The sequence below is a fragment of the Rhizobium sp. BT03 genome, assembly GCF_030053155.1.
Lineage (GTDB): Bacteria > Pseudomonadota > Alphaproteobacteria > Rhizobiales > Rhizobiaceae > Rhizobium.
In genome coordinates, this window is sequence record NZ_CP125640.1 from 64,742 (window position 1) to 80,402 (window position 15,661).

20 protein-coding genes are annotated in these 15,661 nt (G+C 62.6%); 14 read left to right on the plus strand and 6 right to left on the minus strand.

The window, feature by feature from the left end; all coding sequences use genetic code 11:
- Positions 1 to 20 precede the first annotated feature (20 nt).
- Positions 21 to 449: a L,D-transpeptidase gene (locus tag QMO80_RS00335; protein WP_049731878.1), complete on the plus strand. Its 429-nt coding sequence runs from the start codon at positions 21 to 23 to the stop codon at positions 447 to 449.
- Here QMO80_RS00335 and QMO80_RS00340 read toward each other — a convergent pair.
- Positions 439 to 1,161, minus strand: a complete 723-nt coding sequence (locus tag QMO80_RS00340) for a Crp/Fnr family transcriptional regulator (protein ID WP_283198403.1) — start codon at positions 1,159 to 1,161, stop codon at positions 439 to 441. The two genes, QMO80_RS00335 and QMO80_RS00340, sit on opposite strands and share 11 nt — an antisense overlap.
- Before the next feature lie 438 nt (positions 1,162 to 1,599).
- On the opposite strand from QMO80_RS00340, the gene QMO80_RS00345 reads away from it, so the two are divergent.
- From QMO80_RS00345 to QMO80_RS00375, 7 genes are all read left to right on the plus strand, one after another.
- On the plus strand, positions 1,600 to 1,878 hold the full coding sequence (locus QMO80_RS00345; RefSeq protein ID WP_003540486.1) for an acyl carrier protein: 279 nt from the start codon (positions 1,600 to 1,602) through the stop codon (positions 1,876 to 1,878).
- A gap of 203 nt (positions 1,879 to 2,081) precedes the next feature.
- The gene (locus tag QMO80_RS00350) at positions 2,082 to 2,564 is read left to right on the plus strand and encodes a 3-hydroxyacyl-ACP dehydratase FabZ family protein (RefSeq protein ID WP_283198404.1); all 483 of its coding nucleotides are present in this window, start codon (positions 2,082 to 2,084) and stop codon (positions 2,562 to 2,564) included.
- Positions 2,561 to 3,766, plus strand: coding sequence for a beta-ketoacyl-ACP synthase (locus QMO80_RS00355; RefSeq protein ID WP_283198405.1), 1,206 nt, complete (start codon positions 2,561 to 2,563; stop codon positions 3,764 to 3,766). Before QMO80_RS00350 ends, QMO80_RS00355 begins: the two co-directional genes overlap by 4 nt.
- 12 nt (positions 3,767 to 3,778) lie before the next feature.
- Complete coding sequence (locus QMO80_RS00360) at positions 3,779 to 5,065, plus strand: beta-ketoacyl-ACP synthase (RefSeq protein ID WP_283198406.1); 1,287 nt, start codon at positions 3,779 to 3,781, stop codon at positions 5,063 to 5,065.
- 151 nt (positions 5,066 to 5,216) lie between these two features.
- Entirely contained in the window at positions 5,217 to 6,245 is a 1,029-nt protein-coding gene (locus tag QMO80_RS00365; protein WP_283198407.1) for a zinc-binding dehydrogenase, read from the plus strand.
- Between the two features lie 7 nt (positions 6,246 to 6,252).
- Positions 6,253 to 7,188 (plus strand): lipid A biosynthesis lauroyl acyltransferase, encoded by a 936-nt coding sequence (locus QMO80_RS00370; protein ID WP_283198408.1) that lies wholly within the window; start codon positions 6,253 to 6,255, stop codon positions 7,186 to 7,188.
- Positions 7,189 to 7,474: 286 nt separating this feature from the next.
- Complete coding sequence (locus QMO80_RS00375) at positions 7,475 to 8,191, plus strand: PAS domain-containing protein (protein ID WP_283198409.1); 717 nt, start codon at positions 7,475 to 7,477, stop codon at positions 8,189 to 8,191.
- 31 nt (positions 8,192 to 8,222) lie between these two features.
- On the opposite strand, the gene QMO80_RS00380 is transcribed toward QMO80_RS00375, so the two are convergent.
- The 3 genes from QMO80_RS00380 to QMO80_RS00390 all read right to left on the minus strand — a co-directional run bounded on the left by QMO80_RS00380 (position 8,223) and on the right by QMO80_RS00390 (position 9,843).
- Positions 8,223 to 8,582 carry a VOC family protein gene (locus QMO80_RS00380; RefSeq protein WP_283198410.1) on the minus strand — a complete coding sequence of 120 codons (360 nt, stop codon included), beginning with the start codon at positions 8,580 to 8,582 and terminating at the stop codon, positions 8,223 to 8,225.
- Positions 8,583 to 8,981, minus strand: coding sequence for an SRPBCC family protein (locus tag QMO80_RS00385; RefSeq protein ID WP_283198411.1), 399 nt, complete (start codon positions 8,979 to 8,981; stop codon positions 8,583 to 8,585).
- A gap of 70 nt (positions 8,982 to 9,051) precedes the next feature.
- Positions 9,052 to 9,843, minus strand: coding sequence for a helix-turn-helix domain-containing protein (locus tag QMO80_RS00390; RefSeq protein WP_283198412.1), 792 nt, complete (start codon positions 9,841 to 9,843; stop codon positions 9,052 to 9,054).
- A gap of 204 nt (positions 9,844 to 10,047) precedes the next feature.
- Between QMO80_RS00390 and gndA the strand changes: the two genes are divergently transcribed.
- From gndA to QMO80_RS00420, 6 genes are all read left to right on the plus strand, one after another.
- On the plus strand, positions 10,048 to 11,499 hold the full coding sequence (gene gndA, locus QMO80_RS00395) for an NADP-dependent phosphogluconate dehydrogenase (protein WP_283198413.1): 1,452 nt from the start codon (positions 10,048 to 10,050) through the stop codon (positions 11,497 to 11,499).
- A 152-nt stretch (positions 11,500 to 11,651) separates the two neighbouring features.
- Positions 11,652 to 11,936, plus strand: a complete 285-nt coding sequence (locus QMO80_RS00400) for a type II toxin-antitoxin system ParD family antitoxin (RefSeq protein ID WP_283198414.1) — start codon at positions 11,652 to 11,654, stop codon at positions 11,934 to 11,936.
- Positions 11,933 to 12,232, plus strand: a complete 300-nt coding sequence (locus QMO80_RS00405) for a type II toxin-antitoxin system RelE/ParE family toxin (protein WP_283198415.1) — start codon at positions 11,933 to 11,935, stop codon at positions 12,230 to 12,232. Before QMO80_RS00400 ends, QMO80_RS00405 begins: the two co-directional genes overlap by 4 nt.
- Before the next feature lie 31 nt (positions 12,233 to 12,263).
- Entirely contained in the window at positions 12,264 to 12,770 is a 507-nt protein-coding gene (locus tag QMO80_RS00410) for a GNAT family N-acetyltransferase (RefSeq protein ID WP_283198416.1), read from the plus strand.
- A gap of 13 nt (positions 12,771 to 12,783) precedes the next feature.
- Positions 12,784 to 13,293 (plus strand): GNAT family N-acetyltransferase, encoded by a 510-nt coding sequence (locus tag QMO80_RS00415; protein ID WP_283198417.1) that lies wholly within the window; start codon positions 12,784 to 12,786, stop codon positions 13,291 to 13,293.
- Between the two features lie 93 nt (positions 13,294 to 13,386).
- A complete protein-coding gene (locus QMO80_RS00420; RefSeq protein WP_283198418.1) occupies positions 13,387 to 14,004 on the plus strand; it encodes a trans-aconitate 2-methyltransferase in 618 nt (205 codons plus the stop codon).
- A 31-nt stretch (positions 14,005 to 14,035) separates the two neighbouring features.
- On the opposite strand, the gene QMO80_RS00425 is transcribed toward QMO80_RS00420, so the two are convergent.
- Both QMO80_RS00425 and QMO80_RS00430 read right to left on the minus strand, forming a co-directional pair.
- On the minus strand, positions 14,036 to 14,569 hold the full coding sequence (locus tag QMO80_RS00425; RefSeq protein ID WP_283198419.1) for an AAA family ATPase: 534 nt from the start codon (positions 14,567 to 14,569) through the stop codon (positions 14,036 to 14,038).
- A 2-nt stretch (positions 14,570 to 14,571) separates the two neighbouring features.
- A complete protein-coding gene (locus tag QMO80_RS00430; protein ID WP_283198420.1) occupies positions 14,572 to 15,648 on the minus strand; it encodes a D-alanine--D-alanine ligase family protein in 1,077 nt (358 codons plus the stop codon).
- Between the last annotated feature and the right edge of the window lie 13 nt (positions 15,649 to 15,661).

Below are 15,661 nucleotides of genomic sequence, written 5' to 3' on the forward strand. Positions count from 1 at the left end.
GGGTGCGAAGAGGGGTTATCATGAAGACGATTTTAGCGGCCGCGGCCGCAAGTTTATTGCTGCAGTTTTCTCCCGTTGCCGCCGAGGCGGCGACGCTGGTCGCCAATATCAGCATCGGCAAGCAGACGATGACCGTCACCGAGAACGGCTTCGTCAAGTATCGCTGGAAGGTTTCGACCGCGCGCAACGGCTATGTCACGCCGACCGGTTCGTGGAGCGCCAAGTGGCTGTCACGCGACCACCGCTCCCGGAAATACGACAATGCGCCGATGCCCTATGCCGTATTCTTCAACGGCGGTTACGCCGTTCACGCCACCTTCGACCTGAAGCGCCTCGGTCGGCCGGCATCGCATGGCTGCGTCCGCCTGCATCCCGACAATGCGGCAGAGTTCTTCTCGCTGGCGCGCCAGGCCGGCCTTGCCAACACCCGTGTGGTGATTACGCGCTGATTTTCTTTTCCAGCTCATCCATATCGGGGACGACGATATGTCGGATGTTCTCGATGCGGATGACGCCGCTCTTGCGCAGCCGGGTCATCTGGCGGCTGACCGTCTCGATCGTCAGCCCGAGAAAATCGGCGATCTCGGCGCGCGATAGCGGCAGGTCGAAGGCGGTGCTGTTGGCCGTTTGCGGCTCGGCGTGCGTGGCGATGAGGTGGAGCAGGCTTGCGACCTTCTCCTCGGCGGTGCGTCGGCCGAGCGTCAGCATCCATTCGCGCGCGGCATCGAGCTCCTTCAGCGCCTGATCGTGCAGGCTGCGCTGCAATTCCGGCGTCTCCAATATCATGCGGTCGAGCAGGTTGCGGGGGAAGACGCAGATCTCCGCATCGGTCGCAGCCTCGGCCGACAGCGTGCTTTCGCGCATGAAGGGTCTGCCGACGAAATCGGGGGCGAATTGCAGGCCGACGATCTGCTGGCGACCGTCCGGCATCACCTTGCAGAGCTTCACCACCCCGCGCATGATGTTCGAATAGAAAGAGCTTTCCGACCCCTGAGCGACGATCTCTGAACCGGCATCGACCTTGCGGCGCAGCGAATGACGGCCGAGCTCCCGCAGCTGGCTGCTCGACAAGGCGCCGCAGACGACGCCGTGCCGTGCCTGGCAGGAACGGCAAGCGACAGGCGTGCCGGCCTCGGAAACCTCACTGCGTGCGACGTCCATCTCCTGATCCCTTCGAAATCCTGATGCAGCCGGCATGCCCGGGCTTGGCCAACATGCCGGGCGTGGCTGGCTCTTCCGAGACGATTACGCCGCGATTGCGGGTTCGGCTATCCCGATTTCTTCCCGCTCCGCTTGATGATTATCAAATTCGCTAGGCTTGCGATTTGATCCAGATCAAGTGTCCGTGCTTGCTGCTCCAGCCGGGGAGGGCGTTCGCGCCGAGGCGATGCCGTACGATTCGGATGGCTTGTTTGCGCCGCCGGCGCAAAGGCCGCAGCGGCATCGCCCCGCCTCGGGTGACGGCAACGGCCTGCATTCCATTGCTGTTTAGGCAACACCCGACCGGCAAATTGCCGCAACGCCCGGACGAAAGCATTGGCTTTTGAAATGGATTTGCCTATGAGGGGATTTAAATCGTCATTTCATGAGGTACAGCGCGTGACCGCTACATTCGATAAAGTTGCCGACATTATTGCAGAAACCAGCGAGATCGACCGCGCGACGATCACGCCGGAGAGCCATACGATCGACGACCTCGGTATCGATAGCCTCGATTTCCTCGATATCGTCTTTGCGATCGACAAGGAATTCGGCATCAAGATTCCGCTCGAAAAGTGGACGCAGGAAGTCAACGAGGGCAAGGTTTCCACCGAAGAATATTTCGTGCTGAAGAATCTCTGCGCCAAGATCGACGAGCTCAAAGCAGCCAAGGCCTAAGCGAAACATCAATCTTTTTTGACCGCCCTGCCGCCTGACTATGGTGGCCGGGCGGTTTCGTTCCTAACTAGTGCATGCCGCCCAAAAGTGCGCAGCGGTTTTGGGACAACGGCATGCATAAAAACAAAGACCTAAAGTGCGAACCAGACGCGCTTTAGGCGTCACCGGCGGGCGGTTCTGGCCTGTCGGGCCGGAGGATCCGAATGCTGCTGGAATATTTCCAGATGATTGACCGCGTCGAAGCGGTGGACCTGAAGAAGGGCACGCTGACGGCGCGATCCGTCGTGCCGGCCAAGAGCCCCGTCTTCGAGGGTCATTTTCCCGGCATGCCGCTCGTTCCCGGCGTGCTTTTGATCGAGACCATGGCGCAGGCCTCCGGCATGCTGGTGCTTGCCGTCACCAATTTTGCCGCCATGCCCTTCCTGATGTCGGTCGACGGCGCCAAAATGCGCACCTTCGTCGAGCCGGAAGCCGTGCTCGACATCGAGGCGGTGCTCGAGCACGACGGTTCGGGTTTCGCGGTCACCAAGGCTAAAATCACCAGCGCCGGCAAGAAGGTCTGCGATGCGCAGCTGAAGCTTCGCACCATGCCGTTTTCCGAGGTGCCGCTTGGCGATATCGTGAAGAAACGTGCCGGCGAGATCGGGCTTCTCGAAGCGATCGCGGCGCAGGGAGTGATTGGATGAGCAAGGCTGCAAACGACGTCGTCATCTCGGGCATCGGCATCGTCACCTGTCAGGGCGTCGGCAAGGATGCGCATATCGCGCTTCTCCAGGCCGACACAGCTCCGAAAGCGATCGTCGAGACTGAGAAGTTCAAGCCCTATCCGGTGCATCCGCTGCCCGAAATCGACTGGTCGCAGCAGATCGCCAAGCGTGGCGACCAGCGCCAGATGGAGAACTGGCAGCGCATCGGCGTCTTCGCCGCAGGCTTGGCACTCGACGATGCCGGCTTCAAAGACAATCTCGAGGCCTGTGGCACGATGGACATGATCGTAGCGGCCGGCGGCGGCGAACGCGACATCAATGTCGATACGCTGATCGTCGACGAGGCGCTGAAGCGCAACGATCGCGAATTGCTGCTGAACGAGAAGCTGACGACGGAACTGAGGCCGACGCTGTTCCTCGCCCAGCTTTCCAACCTGCTCGCTGGCAATATTTCGATCGTGCACAAGGTGACCGGCTCGTCGCGCACCTTCATGGGCGAGGAAGCGGCCGGCATTTCAGCCGTCGAGACCGCCTTCTACCGTATCAAATCAGGCGAATCCTCGCATGCGCTGGTTGGCGGCGCCTTTGCGGCCGAGCGGCCTGATATGATCCTGCTCACCGAAGCGATCGGCGCCCATGCGCGCGGCGACTGGGTGCCGCTGTGGTCACGCAGACAGAGCGACGGCGGCGGCATGATCACCGGTTCGGCAGGCGCCTTCCTGGTGCTCGAATCGCGCCAGCATGCGGAAGCGCGCGGCGCTCATATCTATGCCGTCATCGACGCGGTCGAGGGCGACCGCGGCAACCGCAATGCCGGCAATCTCGAGATCCGGCTGGAGCGGCTTTTAGCACCGGCCGCCGAGCTTGCCGCCGAAAGCACGGCCATCTTTTCCGGCTCGACCGGCATGCACGACCTTGCCGCCCGCGAGCGGGCGGTGCTCGAACACCAGCTGCCGGGTGCCGCCATCCGCGGCTTTGGCGGCGTCACCGGCCATACGATCGAGACGCAGTTCACGCTGGGTCTGGCGCTTGCAGCACTTGCCGTCGACGGCAAGGCCAAGGTTCCGCCCTTCGATGCCGCCCGTGAGGCGCCGATGCGGGCAGGCGCCACCGCCGCCGTCGTGACCGCGGTCGGACACCAGCGCGGCGAGGGCGTCGCCGTCCTTTCCGCAAATGCGTGAGGAGTGAAAGATATGACAGCTTCCGCTTACAGGGATCACCTCGGCCGCCCGATCGTGGCCGTGACCGGCATGGGTATCATCACCTCGCTCGGTCAGGGTCTTAGCGACAACTGGGCAGCGCTTTCGTCGGGTACGTCTGGCATCCACGAGATCAACCGTTTCCCGACCGAGGGATTGTCGACGCGGATCGCCGGCACTGTTGATTTTATCAGCATCCCGGCCCCAAATGCCGTCGAGCGCTCCTACGCCTTCGCCCGCGAAACGACGATCGAGGCGCTGGCCGATGCCGGCCTTTCCGGCGATTTCAACGGCCCGCTGTTCCTCGCCGCCCCGCCGATCGAGCCGGAATGGAGCGCGCGTTTCGAGCTTGCCGACCGTTCGCCGGCCTCCGAGCATCCCGGCGACGCCTATGAGCGTTTCCTGACGGCGCTGCGCCAGCGGCCGGATCCTGCCTTCCACGAGGCGGCCCTGTTCGGCGCTATTTCCGAGCGGCTTGCCGACCGGTTCGGCACACGTGGCCTTCCCGTTACGCTGTCGACGGCCTGCGCCTCCGGCGTCACGGCGATCCAGCTCGGCATCGAGGCGATCCGCCAGGGGCGCACGACCCGCGCCCTGACGGTCGCAACCGACGGCTCTCTGAGTGCCGAAGCGCTGATCCGCTTCTCGCTGCTCTCGGCCCTTTCGACGCAGAACGATCCGCCGACCAAGGCCTCCAAGCCGTTCAGCAAGGATCGCGATGGTTTCGTCATCGCCGAGGGGGCGGCGACCCTGGTGCTGGAATCGCTGGAAGCGGCGGTCGCCCGCGGCGCCAAGGTGCTCGGCATCATGAAGGGCGCCGGCGACAAGGCCGACAGCTTTCACCGCACCCGGTCGTCGCCGGATGGCGGCCCGGCGATCGCGACGATCCGCGCGGCTCTTGCCGATGCCGGCATCGACGAGAGCGGCATCGGCTATATCAATGCCCATGGCACGTCGACGCCCGAGAACGACAAGATGGAATATGGAGCGATGTCGGCCGTTTTCGGCGAGCGGCTCGTCGGCATTCCGGTGTCCTCGAACAAGTCGATGATCGGCCATACGCTGACGGCGGCGGGCGCCGTCGAGGCGGTGTTCTCGCTGCAGACGATGCTGACAGGCACGCTGCCGCCGACGATCAACTACACCAATCCCGATCCGTCGATCGTTCTCGATGTCGTGCCGAACAAGAAGCGGGAAGCGCAGGTTTCAGCCGTGCTTTCCAACTCCTTCGGCTTCGGCGGGCAGAATGCCAGCCTTGTCATGGCGCTCGAACCGGCTTAGAGACCCTCCTTGATTTTGGGACGAAGTGGTTTTTAACGTCATCCTCGGGCTTGTCCCGAGGATCTACTTGCATCACTCAATGACCGCTGGCAGATGCTCGGGACTAGCCCGAGCATGACGACGATCCACGTAGAAGAAAGAACTATAAATCATGCGCGCTTTGCAACTGATCGACGACCGCAAGCTTGAGATCACCGACCTGCCGGAACCGGACGCCCCTGCAGCCGGCGAGGTGACGCTGCGCGTCAAGGCGGTGGCGCTCAATCATATCGACGTCTGGGGCTGGCGCGGCATGGCATTCGCCAAGCGCAAGATGCCGCTGGTCATCGGCGCGGAGGCTTCCGGCGTCGTGGAAGCGATCGGCCCGGGTGTCGCCAATGTGCTGCCGGGCCAACTCGTCTCGATCTACGGCGCGCGCACCTGCGGCCTCTGCCGCCCCTGCCGCGAAGGCCGCGACAATCTCTGCGAACATGTCTCCGGCGTGCACGGCTTCCATCTCGACGGCTTCGCGCAGGAGAAGGTCAATCTGCCGGCGCGGCTGCTGGTTCCGGCTCCTCCCGGCGTCGATGCGATCGGCGCGGCACTTGCGCCTGTCACCTTCGGCACGGTCGAGCACATGCTGTTCGACAATGCCAGGCTCGAGCCCGGCGAGACGATCCTCGTCCACGCCGGCGGCTCGGGTATCGGCACGGCGGCGATCCAGCTGGCCAAGAAGATCGGCTGCACCGTCATCACCACGGTCGGTTCGGACGACAAGATCGAAAAGGCCAAGGCGCTCGGCGCCGATCACGTCATCAATTACCGCACCGACCGCTTCGAGGGCGTGGTGCGCAAGCTCACCAAGAAGAAGGGCGTCGACGTCGTTTTCGAACATGTCGGCAAGGACACCTGGGCAGGCTCGATGCTCTGCATGAAGCGCGGCGGGCGGCTCGTCACCTGCGGCTCGACCTCGGGAGTTTCCACGGAGATGAACCTGATGATGCTGTTCCAGCAGCAGCTGAAGCTCTTCGGCTCCTTCGGCTGCCGCATGGAGAACATGGCCGATGCGATGCAGAAGATGGGCCGCGGACTCGTGCATCCCGTCATCGACACCGAGGTCAGCTTCAGCGATATCGACCGGGCGCTGGAGCGGATGGAATCGCGCCAGATCTTCGGCAAGATCATTCTGAAAATGGATTGAGCCCCAAGTGAAGCTCCTCATCACCCGGATCGTTCTGGCGCTCAGGCACTTCCAGCAATGGCTGGTGGCGCAGGTGATGTTCGGCTTTCTGAATGTGCTGAAGCTGTTTCCGGCTGATGGCGCGATTCGCTTCGCCGACAGGACGATGCGCCGCCTCGGCCAGTGGACGCGCCGCCACAAGCTGATGCTCGTCAATCTGCGCAACGCCTTCCCTGAGAAAAGCCAAGCTGAGATCGAAGAGATCGCGCTCGCAAGCTGGGGCAATATGGGTCGGCTGGCGGCCGAATACGTCTTCCTCGACCAGCTGTTCGACTATGATCCCGCAAATGACGAGCCGGGCAGGGTGGAGGTGTCGGGCATCCCGATCTTTCTCGATCTGCGCGACAATCCGCGCCCCTTCATCGTCTTTACCGGCCATACCGCCAATTTCGAGCTGCTGCCGGTGGCCGGTGCCGCCTTCGGGCTTCATGTGACCGTGTTGTTTCGGCCGCCGAACAATCCCTATGTCGCCAAGAAGGTCTTCGATTTCAGGAGCGCGCGGATGGGCAAGCTGGTGCCGTCGCATGCCGGCTCCTCCTTCGCGCTCGCCCGTCAGCTGGAAGCCGGCCAAGGCGTGGGCGTGCTCGTCGACCAGAAATTTGGCAAGGGGCTGAAGGGCACCTTCTTCGGGCGCGACGTCAAGACCAATCCGCTGCTGCCGAAGCTGGTGCGCCAGTTCGACTGCGAGGTCTATCCGGCGCGCTGCATCCGGCTGCCAGGCAACCGCTATCGGCTGGAAATCGAGCCGCGGCTGGAAATGCCCCGCGACGCCAAAGGCAATCTCGACCTGCCGGCTGCCGCGCAGCTGCTCAACGACAAGGTGGAAAGCTGGGTGCGGGAATATCCGGAACAGTGGCTCTGGTATCACGACCGCTGGCAGATCAAGCAGACGCTCAGCTCCTAAAGCGCGACGCGATCTATCGGATTCGCTCTCGCGCGTCAGTTCTTTGTTTTGGTGCATGTCGTTATCTGCAAACCGCGACACGCTTTTGCGCGACATGCTTTCAGAATATCCACCCCCAATTATCAGCGGTGAAAAGCGGCAATGGTCTCGGATTGAAACTGAGTGCACTTTTATGTTACCCGTCACTACCAAGACGCGAATAATGTCTACCGAAGGGCGCATTTTTCGAAATGTGCAGCCATAATAGGTCTCGGACCGTCTCTTGGGCCAATGGGAGTTGGGCGTCTTGCTGGAGCTTTTTCGAGCTTTTTCCTTGCGTTGCACGCAGATAGAGGAAGCCATACGCCTGGGTGATGATCAGCGCGTCACGGCGCTCGACGGCCATGTCGAGCCGCTGGTCGAGGCAATCTTCGCCCATCAAGCGGTCAATCTGCTCGAAGTGTACATGCAGCTGCAGTTTGTGACTCATCTCATCGGCCAAGACGCCGACGACAGCGCCAGCGTCACCGAGCACACGACGGTGCTTTCCTACCTGCTTGACCGCTATTTCGGCACGCATGGCCCGGACTGGCGCGTGCCGTCGCCGCAGGACGTGCGCATCCAGCCACCGCCGGCCTATGTGCCTGATACCGACAACGGCCAGTTTCTCAATTCGGCGATCCTCGAAAGCCTGCCGGACCGGGTGGTGGTGCTGACCAGGGACTATCGCTTCCTCTATTCCAATCCAGCCAACTGCGCCTATCTCAACAAGAAGCCGATGGAACTCATCGGCCGCCATCTTTCCGAATTCATCGGAGAGGAGCTGTTTGCCGCGTGCGCCAAATACAAGCTCGACGACTGCTTTGCCGGTGAGCAGATCGACTACGCCTATGAGTGTCCGAACGGCAGCGGCGGATTGGGGCAAGTGCGCTGTCGCATGTCGCCGCTACGCGATGTCGGCGGTACGGTGATTGGCGCGCTGCTCGTCATGGAGGATATCGAGCCGCAGCAGCCAACTGGCTGATCAATAGCTGGCCGCGATCAGCCGGGCACCTTCAGGCAGTCGCCCAGACGGCGAGTTCATATCCGTCGCGGTCGAGGAAATGGAAGCGGCGGCCTCCGGGAAAATCGGTGATCGGCCGGACGATGGTGCCGCCGGCTCTCTCGACCGACGTCAGCACCTCTTCGAGATCCCTGGCGTATACGACAACCAGCGGGCCGCCCGGCCGCACGGGGCCGAAATCGGTGAAGCCGCCCTTCAGCCGGCCATCGTCGAATTCGCAGTAGTTGGGGCCGTAATCGGTGAAACGCCAGCCGAAGGCCGAGCCGTAAAAGGCTTTGGCGGCGGCGATGTCGGCAACGTTGAATTCGACATAATCGATGCGGCGGTCGTTGTTGTCTGATTTGTCGGTCATCTATCTCTCCATCAGGGCTTTCAGCATGGCGAGATCCTTCTCGACATGGGCGGCATCGGCGGAAAACTGCGCGTCGGTCATGCCGGGCAGGCGCAACAGCGTGAACATCACCTCGCAGCCGTCGCCGTTCGGCACGATGCGCAGCGCATTATAGACCCTGAGGCCGGATTCGATCGTCACCGTATGGTCGATTACGCCGAATTCATTGGCGGGCACGAGGCTCACCTTGATGGTTCCGAGAGGGCCGTCGGCGATCCAGTCGGCGCCGTGAGGCTCGAGGCCGCTCGCAAGGCCGGAGGCCCAGAGCGGCATGTTCTCCGGCTTGCCGGCGAAGTCGTAGACGTCGCGCCAGTCGCGCTCGATCGATTGGTGGATGATTTTCGCGGGCATCGTCGACATGGCTTGCAGGTCCTTGATATTGGGTCTCGCTGTGGTAGCAGGCTGATCCGCGGCGTCTTGAACAAAACGGTCAGCCTGGCCTTTTCGGCATGCCGAGTTGGCCGAGAATGACGGCGGGCGTCAGGCTGGAGAGCTCGCCGACCTCGCGCGTCATGTGGGCCTGATCGGCAAAGCCCGCGTCGAGCGCCAGCCGGGCAAGCGGCATCGTGCCGGCCTTGCGGCTGAGATCGAGGAAACGCTGGAACCGGCGGATCCGGTCCAGCGTCTTGGCGCCATAGCCGAAATGGTGGTGGCCGCGGCGGCGCAGCTGCCTTTCACTCGTGCCGAGCCGGGCAAGCAGCCCGGACGCCGGGCGGCCGCCATCGGTGGAGGCGAAGATCACGGCGGCGTCCCGGGCCGGTTCTTCCGCATCGCGTACGGCCTCTTCGAGCAAGCGGGCGAATAGCGCCATGGTATCCGAGGGATGGGGACAATCGCCAAGCCGTGCCTCGAATTCGGCCGTGTCCTTCCCGCCGATCTCGGCAAGCAGCACCGAGCAGCCGACCAGCGCCGAGAGCGGCGTCTTCAGCCAGGGCGCGGCGGCGCCCGGCGCAAAACGTGCGCCGATGACGGTCGCGCCCGGCCGGAGAACGGGAAAGGCCGCCGTCCTGTCGGGCCCGGCAACGGCCAGCCGGCCGTCGATCCAGACGAGGTCGCAATAACCGTCCGGAACGATCGCCACCTGTGCCGGCGGTCCGTCATGGAGCGTATGTGACCAGAACCGGCTGAAATGGCGCCGCAGCGCCGGCGACGGCGCATGTTCGCGGTCGCGGCCGGCACGGGCAGCGAGCAGGGCCGTATCTTTTCGTCTTTCCGATGCCAAGGCGATATCTCCCGAAATGCCGATGATACCATCAGATAGGGCATCAAGGGCAGGTCGCGAGAAAACTTGATTGCCGATCAGCCCGCGCAAGCGGTTGTCGGACAAGTCGGCATATTGGAAGCTTCATTTCATTGCTTTTGCGAACCGATTAGACCCTTGCGAGACTTGCCGTTTGACCGAGACAGTGCCACAACACCGGTCCAAATGACACATCGGAGGTTTGTCGTGGAAAAGGCAGAAATCGGACTGATCGGTCTTGCGGTCATGGGCTCCAACCTGGCGCTCAACATCGCGGAGAAAGGCAATAAAATTGCGGTCTTCAACCGTACGCCTGAGAAAACCGACGAATTCTACGAAAGCGCCGGCGATCTGAAAAAGCAGATCATTCCCTGCAAGACGATCGAAGAGTTCGTCGATGCGATCCGGCCGCCGCGCCCGATCATCATCATGATCAAGGCGGGTGATGCCGTCGATCAGCAGATGGAGGCGTTGCGCCCGCATCTCGCCAAGGGCGACATCATGATCGATGCCGGCAACGCCAATTTCCGCGATACCGTCGCCCGCTTCGACCGCCTCAAGGACACGGCTCTGACCTTCATCGGCATGGGCGTTTCCGGCGGCGAAGAAGGTGCGCGCCACGGCCCGTCGATCATGGTCGGGGGCACGGAAGAGTCCTGGAAGCGCGTCGAGAAGGTGCTGACCTCGATTGCCGCCCGCTACAACGACGAGCCCTGCGTCGCCTGGCTCGGCAATGACGGCGCCGGCCATTTCGTCAAGACCATCCATAACGGCATCGAATATGCCGACATGCAGATGATCGCCGAAATCTACGGCATCCTGCGCGACGGCCTCGGCAAGAGCGCCTCCGACATCTCCAGCATCTTCGGCGAGTGGAACAAGGGCCGGCTGAACTCCTACCTGATCGAGATCTCCGAGAAGGTGCTTGCTGCGAACGATCCCGTTTCTGGCGGCCCGATGGTCGACATGATCCTCGACAAGGCCGGCCAGAAGGGCACCGGCAAATGGTCGGCGATCGAGGCGCAGAACATGGGTATCCCGGCAACGGCGATCGAAGCCGCGGTCGCCGCCCGCAGCCTGTCCTCGATGAAATCGCAGCGCGAAGCTGCCGAAAAAATCTTCGGCACGCAGGCTGCATCCTTTCCGATCGCTTACGGCCCCGAGCTCAACAAGGATCTGGAGCTGGCGCTGTTTGCCGCCAAGATCGGCGCCTATGCGCAGGGCTTTGCGGTGATGGCGGAAGCCTCGCGCGAGTTCAACTGGTCGCTGCCGATGCCGACGATCGCCCGCATCTGGCGTGCCGGCTGCATCATCCGCTCGCAGTTCCTCGACGAGATCACCTCGGCCTTCACCAAGGCGCCCGATGCCGCCAACCTGATCGTCACGCCGGCCTTCTCCGACATGGTCAAGGAATCGATCCCGGCGCTTCGCCGCGTCGTCGCCGCCGCCATTTCGGCCGGCCTGCCGGTGCCGGCGCTGACCTCGGCGCTCACCTATTTCGATGCCTATCGCCAGGGCAGGGGAACGGCCAACCTCATCCAGGCCCAGCGCGACTTCTTCGGCGCCCACGGCTTCGACCGCCTGGATGGCAAGGATTTCCACCACGGCCCTTGGGGCAGCGGTGCGGCGAGCTTCTAAGGTTTGCCGAGAAGACATCAAGGAAGAGCCCGGCCGTCGCGCCGGGCTTTTTTTGAGATGCGTCGCGCTGCACCGCATATGTCGGAATATCAGGAAAGTGTAGGATTTAATCGTGCTCTGTGCGATAAGGATAGAGAAACGAGAGGCAATCCATGCGGACAACTCAATCCCTAAGTATCACCCTGCCGATCGAAATGGCGGAAATGGTCAAGGCTAAAGTCGCCTCGGGAGAGTACGCCACCGAAAGCGAAGTCATCCGTGATGGTCTGCGGACCCTTGCGGCGCGTGATGCCGCCGTGGAACGTTGGCTCCGTGAAGATGTCGCACCTGTTTACGATGAGCTCAAGGCGCATCCGGAGCGGTCTGTCTCCCTCGAAGAGGCTTTCGAGGGGGTCGGCAAACGCATCAAGTCCATCGCGGCCAAAACCAAAGGATGAAATACACAGTTCGGCTGAGTGTCGCCGCCCGGCAGGATGTCGATGCGTTGTTGAATTACCTTGTGCCGCGCGCCGGAGAGACCGCTGCTGAAAATTATATCGGTCGCCTTCAAGCTTTTCTGGAAGCTTTTCAAAGCTTTCCGAAGCGAGGAACGGTTCGGGACGAGATTCGTGATGGCCTGAGGATCGTCGGCTTCGAACGAAGCCTGAGCATTGCTTTCACCGTTGAGGGAGAAACGGTCTATATCCTCCGGATCATGTCCGGCGGGCAGGAATTGCGCCTTTACGAAGAATGATGCCATCGATGTCACGGAGGGTGCCCGAAGGATGCTGATCCGATACGAAATGCCGGCTGATATCGATGCAATCCACGATCTGACTTTGATTGCCTTCGCGCCGATGCCGTATAGCGAGGGTACGGAGGCGGAGATTATCCGGAAGCTTCGCGCGAACGACGATCTGACGATATCGCTGGTTGCTGAAGAAGAAGGCGAGATCCTGGGACATGTCGCATTTTCGCCGGTGACGATTGACGGCGTGTATGGTGGCTGGTTCGGACTGGGTCCTATATCCGTCAAGCCGGAGAGACAGCGGCAGGGGATCGGCAAGGCGTTGATTGTCAGGGGACTTGAACTGTTGAAGGAGAGCGGTGCCGCCGGCTGTGCGTTGATCGGAAACCCGGACATCTATAGCCGCGTCGGTTTCAGCAGCGACGGGCAGCTGACGTATCTCGACCTCGATAAGCGGTTCGTACAGCGGATCGTTTTCCGCGGGACCACGCCAAGCGGAATGCTGCAATTTGCCCCAGCCTTTGAAACGCCAAACCCCACCTGACAGAGGCGACGACATGTCCGAAACCGGCGCGATAAACATCCGAACCGAGCGTCTGAGGCTTCGCATGCCTGGCATAGACGATTTCGCCGCCTATGGGCGGCTCATGGCCTCGCCGCGGTCGGTCGGAATGGGCGGGCCGTTCGATCAGCGCGCGGCCTGGGGAATGTTCTGTCACGACGTGGCGCTCTGGCCGCTGTTCGGGCATGGGGCGCTGATGATCGAGCTTGCCGAAACCGGCGAATGCGTCGGTCAGGTGGGGATCAATCACGGGCCGCTCTTTCCCGAAAAGGAGCTCGGCTGGTTCGTCTATGAGGGCCATGAGGGCAGGGGGTATGCGACCGAGGCGGCCATGGCGTTAAGGGACTGGGCCTTTGCGACGCTCGGCCTGCCGTCGCTCGTCAGCTATATCGCCCCCGGCAACAAAGCCTCGATTGCGGTGGCGGAGCGGCTGGGCGGGCGTCTCGATCCGACGGCACCTCGGACCGATCCCGTGGATCTCGTTTATCGTCATTCCGCTTCCTGATAAAATGGTCATGGGAGCAGTGCTTGGAGGCAGGCGTCTCGATCCTTACATGTCGATCGGTCTGGATCGGATGCTGAAAAATGGGGATGCCGGATGACGGAGGCGAAGCGGGAGCATTGGGACGCGGTGTACCGCACGAAAGCGGCCGACAGCGTCAGCTGGTATCAGCCGACGCCCGAGCCTTCGCTGCGGGCGCTTGACGCGCTGCAACTGCCGGTCACGGCTTCGCTGATCGATGTCGGCGGCGGCGCATCGAGCCTTGTCGATCGTCTTGTCGAGCGCGGGTGGTCCGATCTCACCGTTCTCGACATCGCCGCGCCGGCGCTCGACATCGCCAAGGCGCGGCTGGGGGACGAAACCGCCCGCATTGCCTGGGTGGTTGATGATGTCACCGTGTGGCGACCGGAACGTCAGTACGAAGTGTGGCACGACCGCGCTGTCTTTCACTTCCTCACCGAGCCCGAGCAGCGGCTGGCCTATCGCCACGCGCTCGAAACCGGCACGGCGCCGGGCAGCGCCGTGATCGTCGCCACTTTCGCACCGGATGGGCCGGAACGATGCAGCGGCTTGCCGGTTCAACGTTACGGCGCGGCCGCCCTTGCGCGTGAATTCTCGTCCGCCTTCGCGCTTCAGCGCGACTGGCGCGAGGAGCATACGACGCCCGGCGGCGGCCGGCAGTCGTTTCAGTGGTGCGTCTTCCGCAGGCGCTGAGCTTCCCTTGAGAAAGCAGCCCGAGAGGCGGCTAATTCGTTTCCAGCTGATCGAGGATGAAATCCGCCCGGTCGGCGACCGCGATTTTCGGCAGCATGACGACGTCGTAGCCAAGCGCCGGATAGATTGCGGCAAGCCGGTCATATTCAGCGACCGCCTCGTCGAAGCCATGGCGCCGCTCGGGATCGGCGACATAGATTTCCGGCCATGGCGGGGTGAGAAAAACGCTGCTGTTGTAGCGGTGGAGGGAGCTTAGTCTTTCCAGGACCGGTTCTTCGGTCAGATGCTGAAGCGCTGCTGCGGCATCGATCAGCCCTCGGTCGAAAAACGTCCAGCCGGCGCGCCCGTGCGCCGCCGCGTGATCGGCCGTCGCCATCTCGATGGCGCGGCGGGCGAAGGCCGCCATGTCGATCCAGGGCAGGGCTGTACCGTCGCTTTCGAGCTCTTGCCTGACGATCCGCCGGCCCGGTTCTTCGACGATAGCATGACCGCGACGGCCAAGTTCGGCCAGCAGCGTCGATTTTCCGCCGCCGGAACATCCTGAAATCAGGACCGACCTGTTCATGCTCAGGCAGCCCGGCCGGCGCGCGCCAGGCCGTGGTCGACGAGGCGGTCGATGATCTCGGCGTAACCGACGCCGCTTGCCGCCATCGCCTTGGAATACATGCTGATATCGGTGAAGCCGGGGATGGTGTTGAGCTCGTTGACGAGGAACCGCATATCATCCGTCAGGAAGAAATCGACGCGGGCCATGCCGTCGCAGCCAACCGCCCGGAAAGCTCTCGCGGCCATGTCACGCATGGCGGCCTCGACTTCCTCAGGCAGGTCGGCCGGCACTTTCAGCGCCGCGCCCTGTTCGTCGATATATTTGGCATCATAGCTATAGAAGCCATGGCTTTCGGCCGGCACGATTTCGCCCGGCCGGGAGACGAAGAGTTCGCCGGCCGTATCCTCCAGCACGCTGAATTCGATCTCGCGGCCGGCAATGAATTCCTCGGCGAGCAGTATCCGATCGTGGCGGAAAGCCTCGGCAAGGGCGGGCGCGAATTCCTGGCTGGCATGGACCTTGGCGACGCCGACCGACGATCCTTGCCGTGCCGGCTTGATGAAGAGTGGCAGTCCGAGCTCGCTTTCGAGAGCTGCCAGCGAGGGGGCAGTATCCTCGCGCACCGTCACGGCACGCGCCACCGGCAGGCCGGCCGCCCTGAGCAGGCGTTTGGCGATATCCTTGTCGAGTGCCGCGGCCGAGCCGAGAATGCCGCAGCCGGCAAGCGGCACGCGCGCCACCTCCGCCAGACCCTGCACCGATCCGTCTTCGCCATGCAGGCCGTGCAGCACGGGAAACAGGATGTCGATCCCCGGCAATTCATGGGCCGCGCCATGGGCCGGGATCGCCAGTATCCGGCCGCGTCCGCCCGGCACGAGGCAGATTTCGACGCCTGATGACGGTGTCGCCAGTATGCCGTCCTCGAAATTGCTCAGCAGCCATTGTCCCTCGCGGGTGATGAAAACGGGGATGGCGTCATATTTCTCGGGCTTGAGCGCGCCCATGACATTGGTTGCCGAAAGGATGGAAACCTCATGCTCGGCCGAGCGGCCGCCGAAGAGCACGGCGATGCGCAGCCTGTTTGGGGAAGGGGTCATGCAAGCCTCCGAA

Bases quoted from the DNA above. Each gene is read 5' to 3' on its own strand.
- QMO80_RS00335 (WP_049731878.1), top strand. From the start codon at position 21: ATGAAGACGATTTTAGCGGCCGCGGCCGCAAGTTTATTGCTGCAGTTT.
- QMO80_RS00340 (WP_283198403.1), bottom strand. From the start codon at position 1,161: ATGGACGTCGCACGCAGTGAGGTTTCCGAGGCCGGCACGCCTGTCGCT.
- QMO80_RS00350 (WP_283198404.1), top strand. From the start codon at position 2,082: ATGCTGCTGGAATATTTCCAGATGATTGACCGCGTCGAAGCGGTGGAC.
- QMO80_RS00355 (WP_283198405.1), top strand. From the start codon at position 2,561: ATGAGCAAGGCTGCAAACGACGTCGTCATCTCGGGCATCGGCATCGTC.
- QMO80_RS00360 (WP_283198406.1), top strand. From the start codon at position 3,779: ATGACAGCTTCCGCTTACAGGGATCACCTCGGCCGCCCGATCGTGGCC.
- QMO80_RS00365 (WP_283198407.1), top strand. From the start codon at position 5,217: ATGCGCGCTTTGCAACTGATCGACGACCGCAAGCTTGAGATCACCGAC.
- QMO80_RS00380 (WP_283198410.1), bottom strand. From the start codon at position 8,582: ATGACCGACAAATCAGACAACAACGACCGCCGCATCGATTATGTCGAA.
- QMO80_RS00385 (WP_283198411.1), bottom strand. From the start codon at position 8,981: ATGTCGACGATGCCCGCGAAAATCATCCACCAATCGATCGAGCGCGAC.
- gndA (WP_283198413.1), top strand. From the start codon at position 10,048: ATGACACATCGGAGGTTTGTCGTGGAAAAGGCAGAAATCGGACTGATC.
- QMO80_RS00400 (WP_283198414.1), top strand. From the start codon at position 11,652: ATGCGGACAACTCAATCCCTAAGTATCACCCTGCCGATCGAAATGGCG.
- QMO80_RS00405 (WP_283198415.1), top strand. From the start codon at position 11,933: ATGAAATACACAGTTCGGCTGAGTGTCGCCGCCCGGCAGGATGTCGAT.
- QMO80_RS00410 (WP_283198416.1), top strand. From the start codon at position 12,264: ATGCTGATCCGATACGAAATGCCGGCTGATATCGATGCAATCCACGAT.
- QMO80_RS00415 (WP_283198417.1), top strand. From the start codon at position 12,784: ATGTCCGAAACCGGCGCGATAAACATCCGAACCGAGCGTCTGAGGCTT.
- QMO80_RS00420 (WP_283198418.1), top strand. From the start codon at position 13,387: ATGACGGAGGCGAAGCGGGAGCATTGGGACGCGGTGTACCGCACGAAA.
- QMO80_RS00425 (WP_283198419.1), bottom strand. From the start codon at position 14,569: ATGAACAGGTCGGTCCTGATTTCAGGATGTTCCGGCGGCGGAAAATCG.
- QMO80_RS00430 (WP_283198420.1), bottom strand. From the start codon at position 15,648: ATGACCCCTTCCCCAAACAGGCTGCGCATCGCCGTGCTCTTCGGCGGC.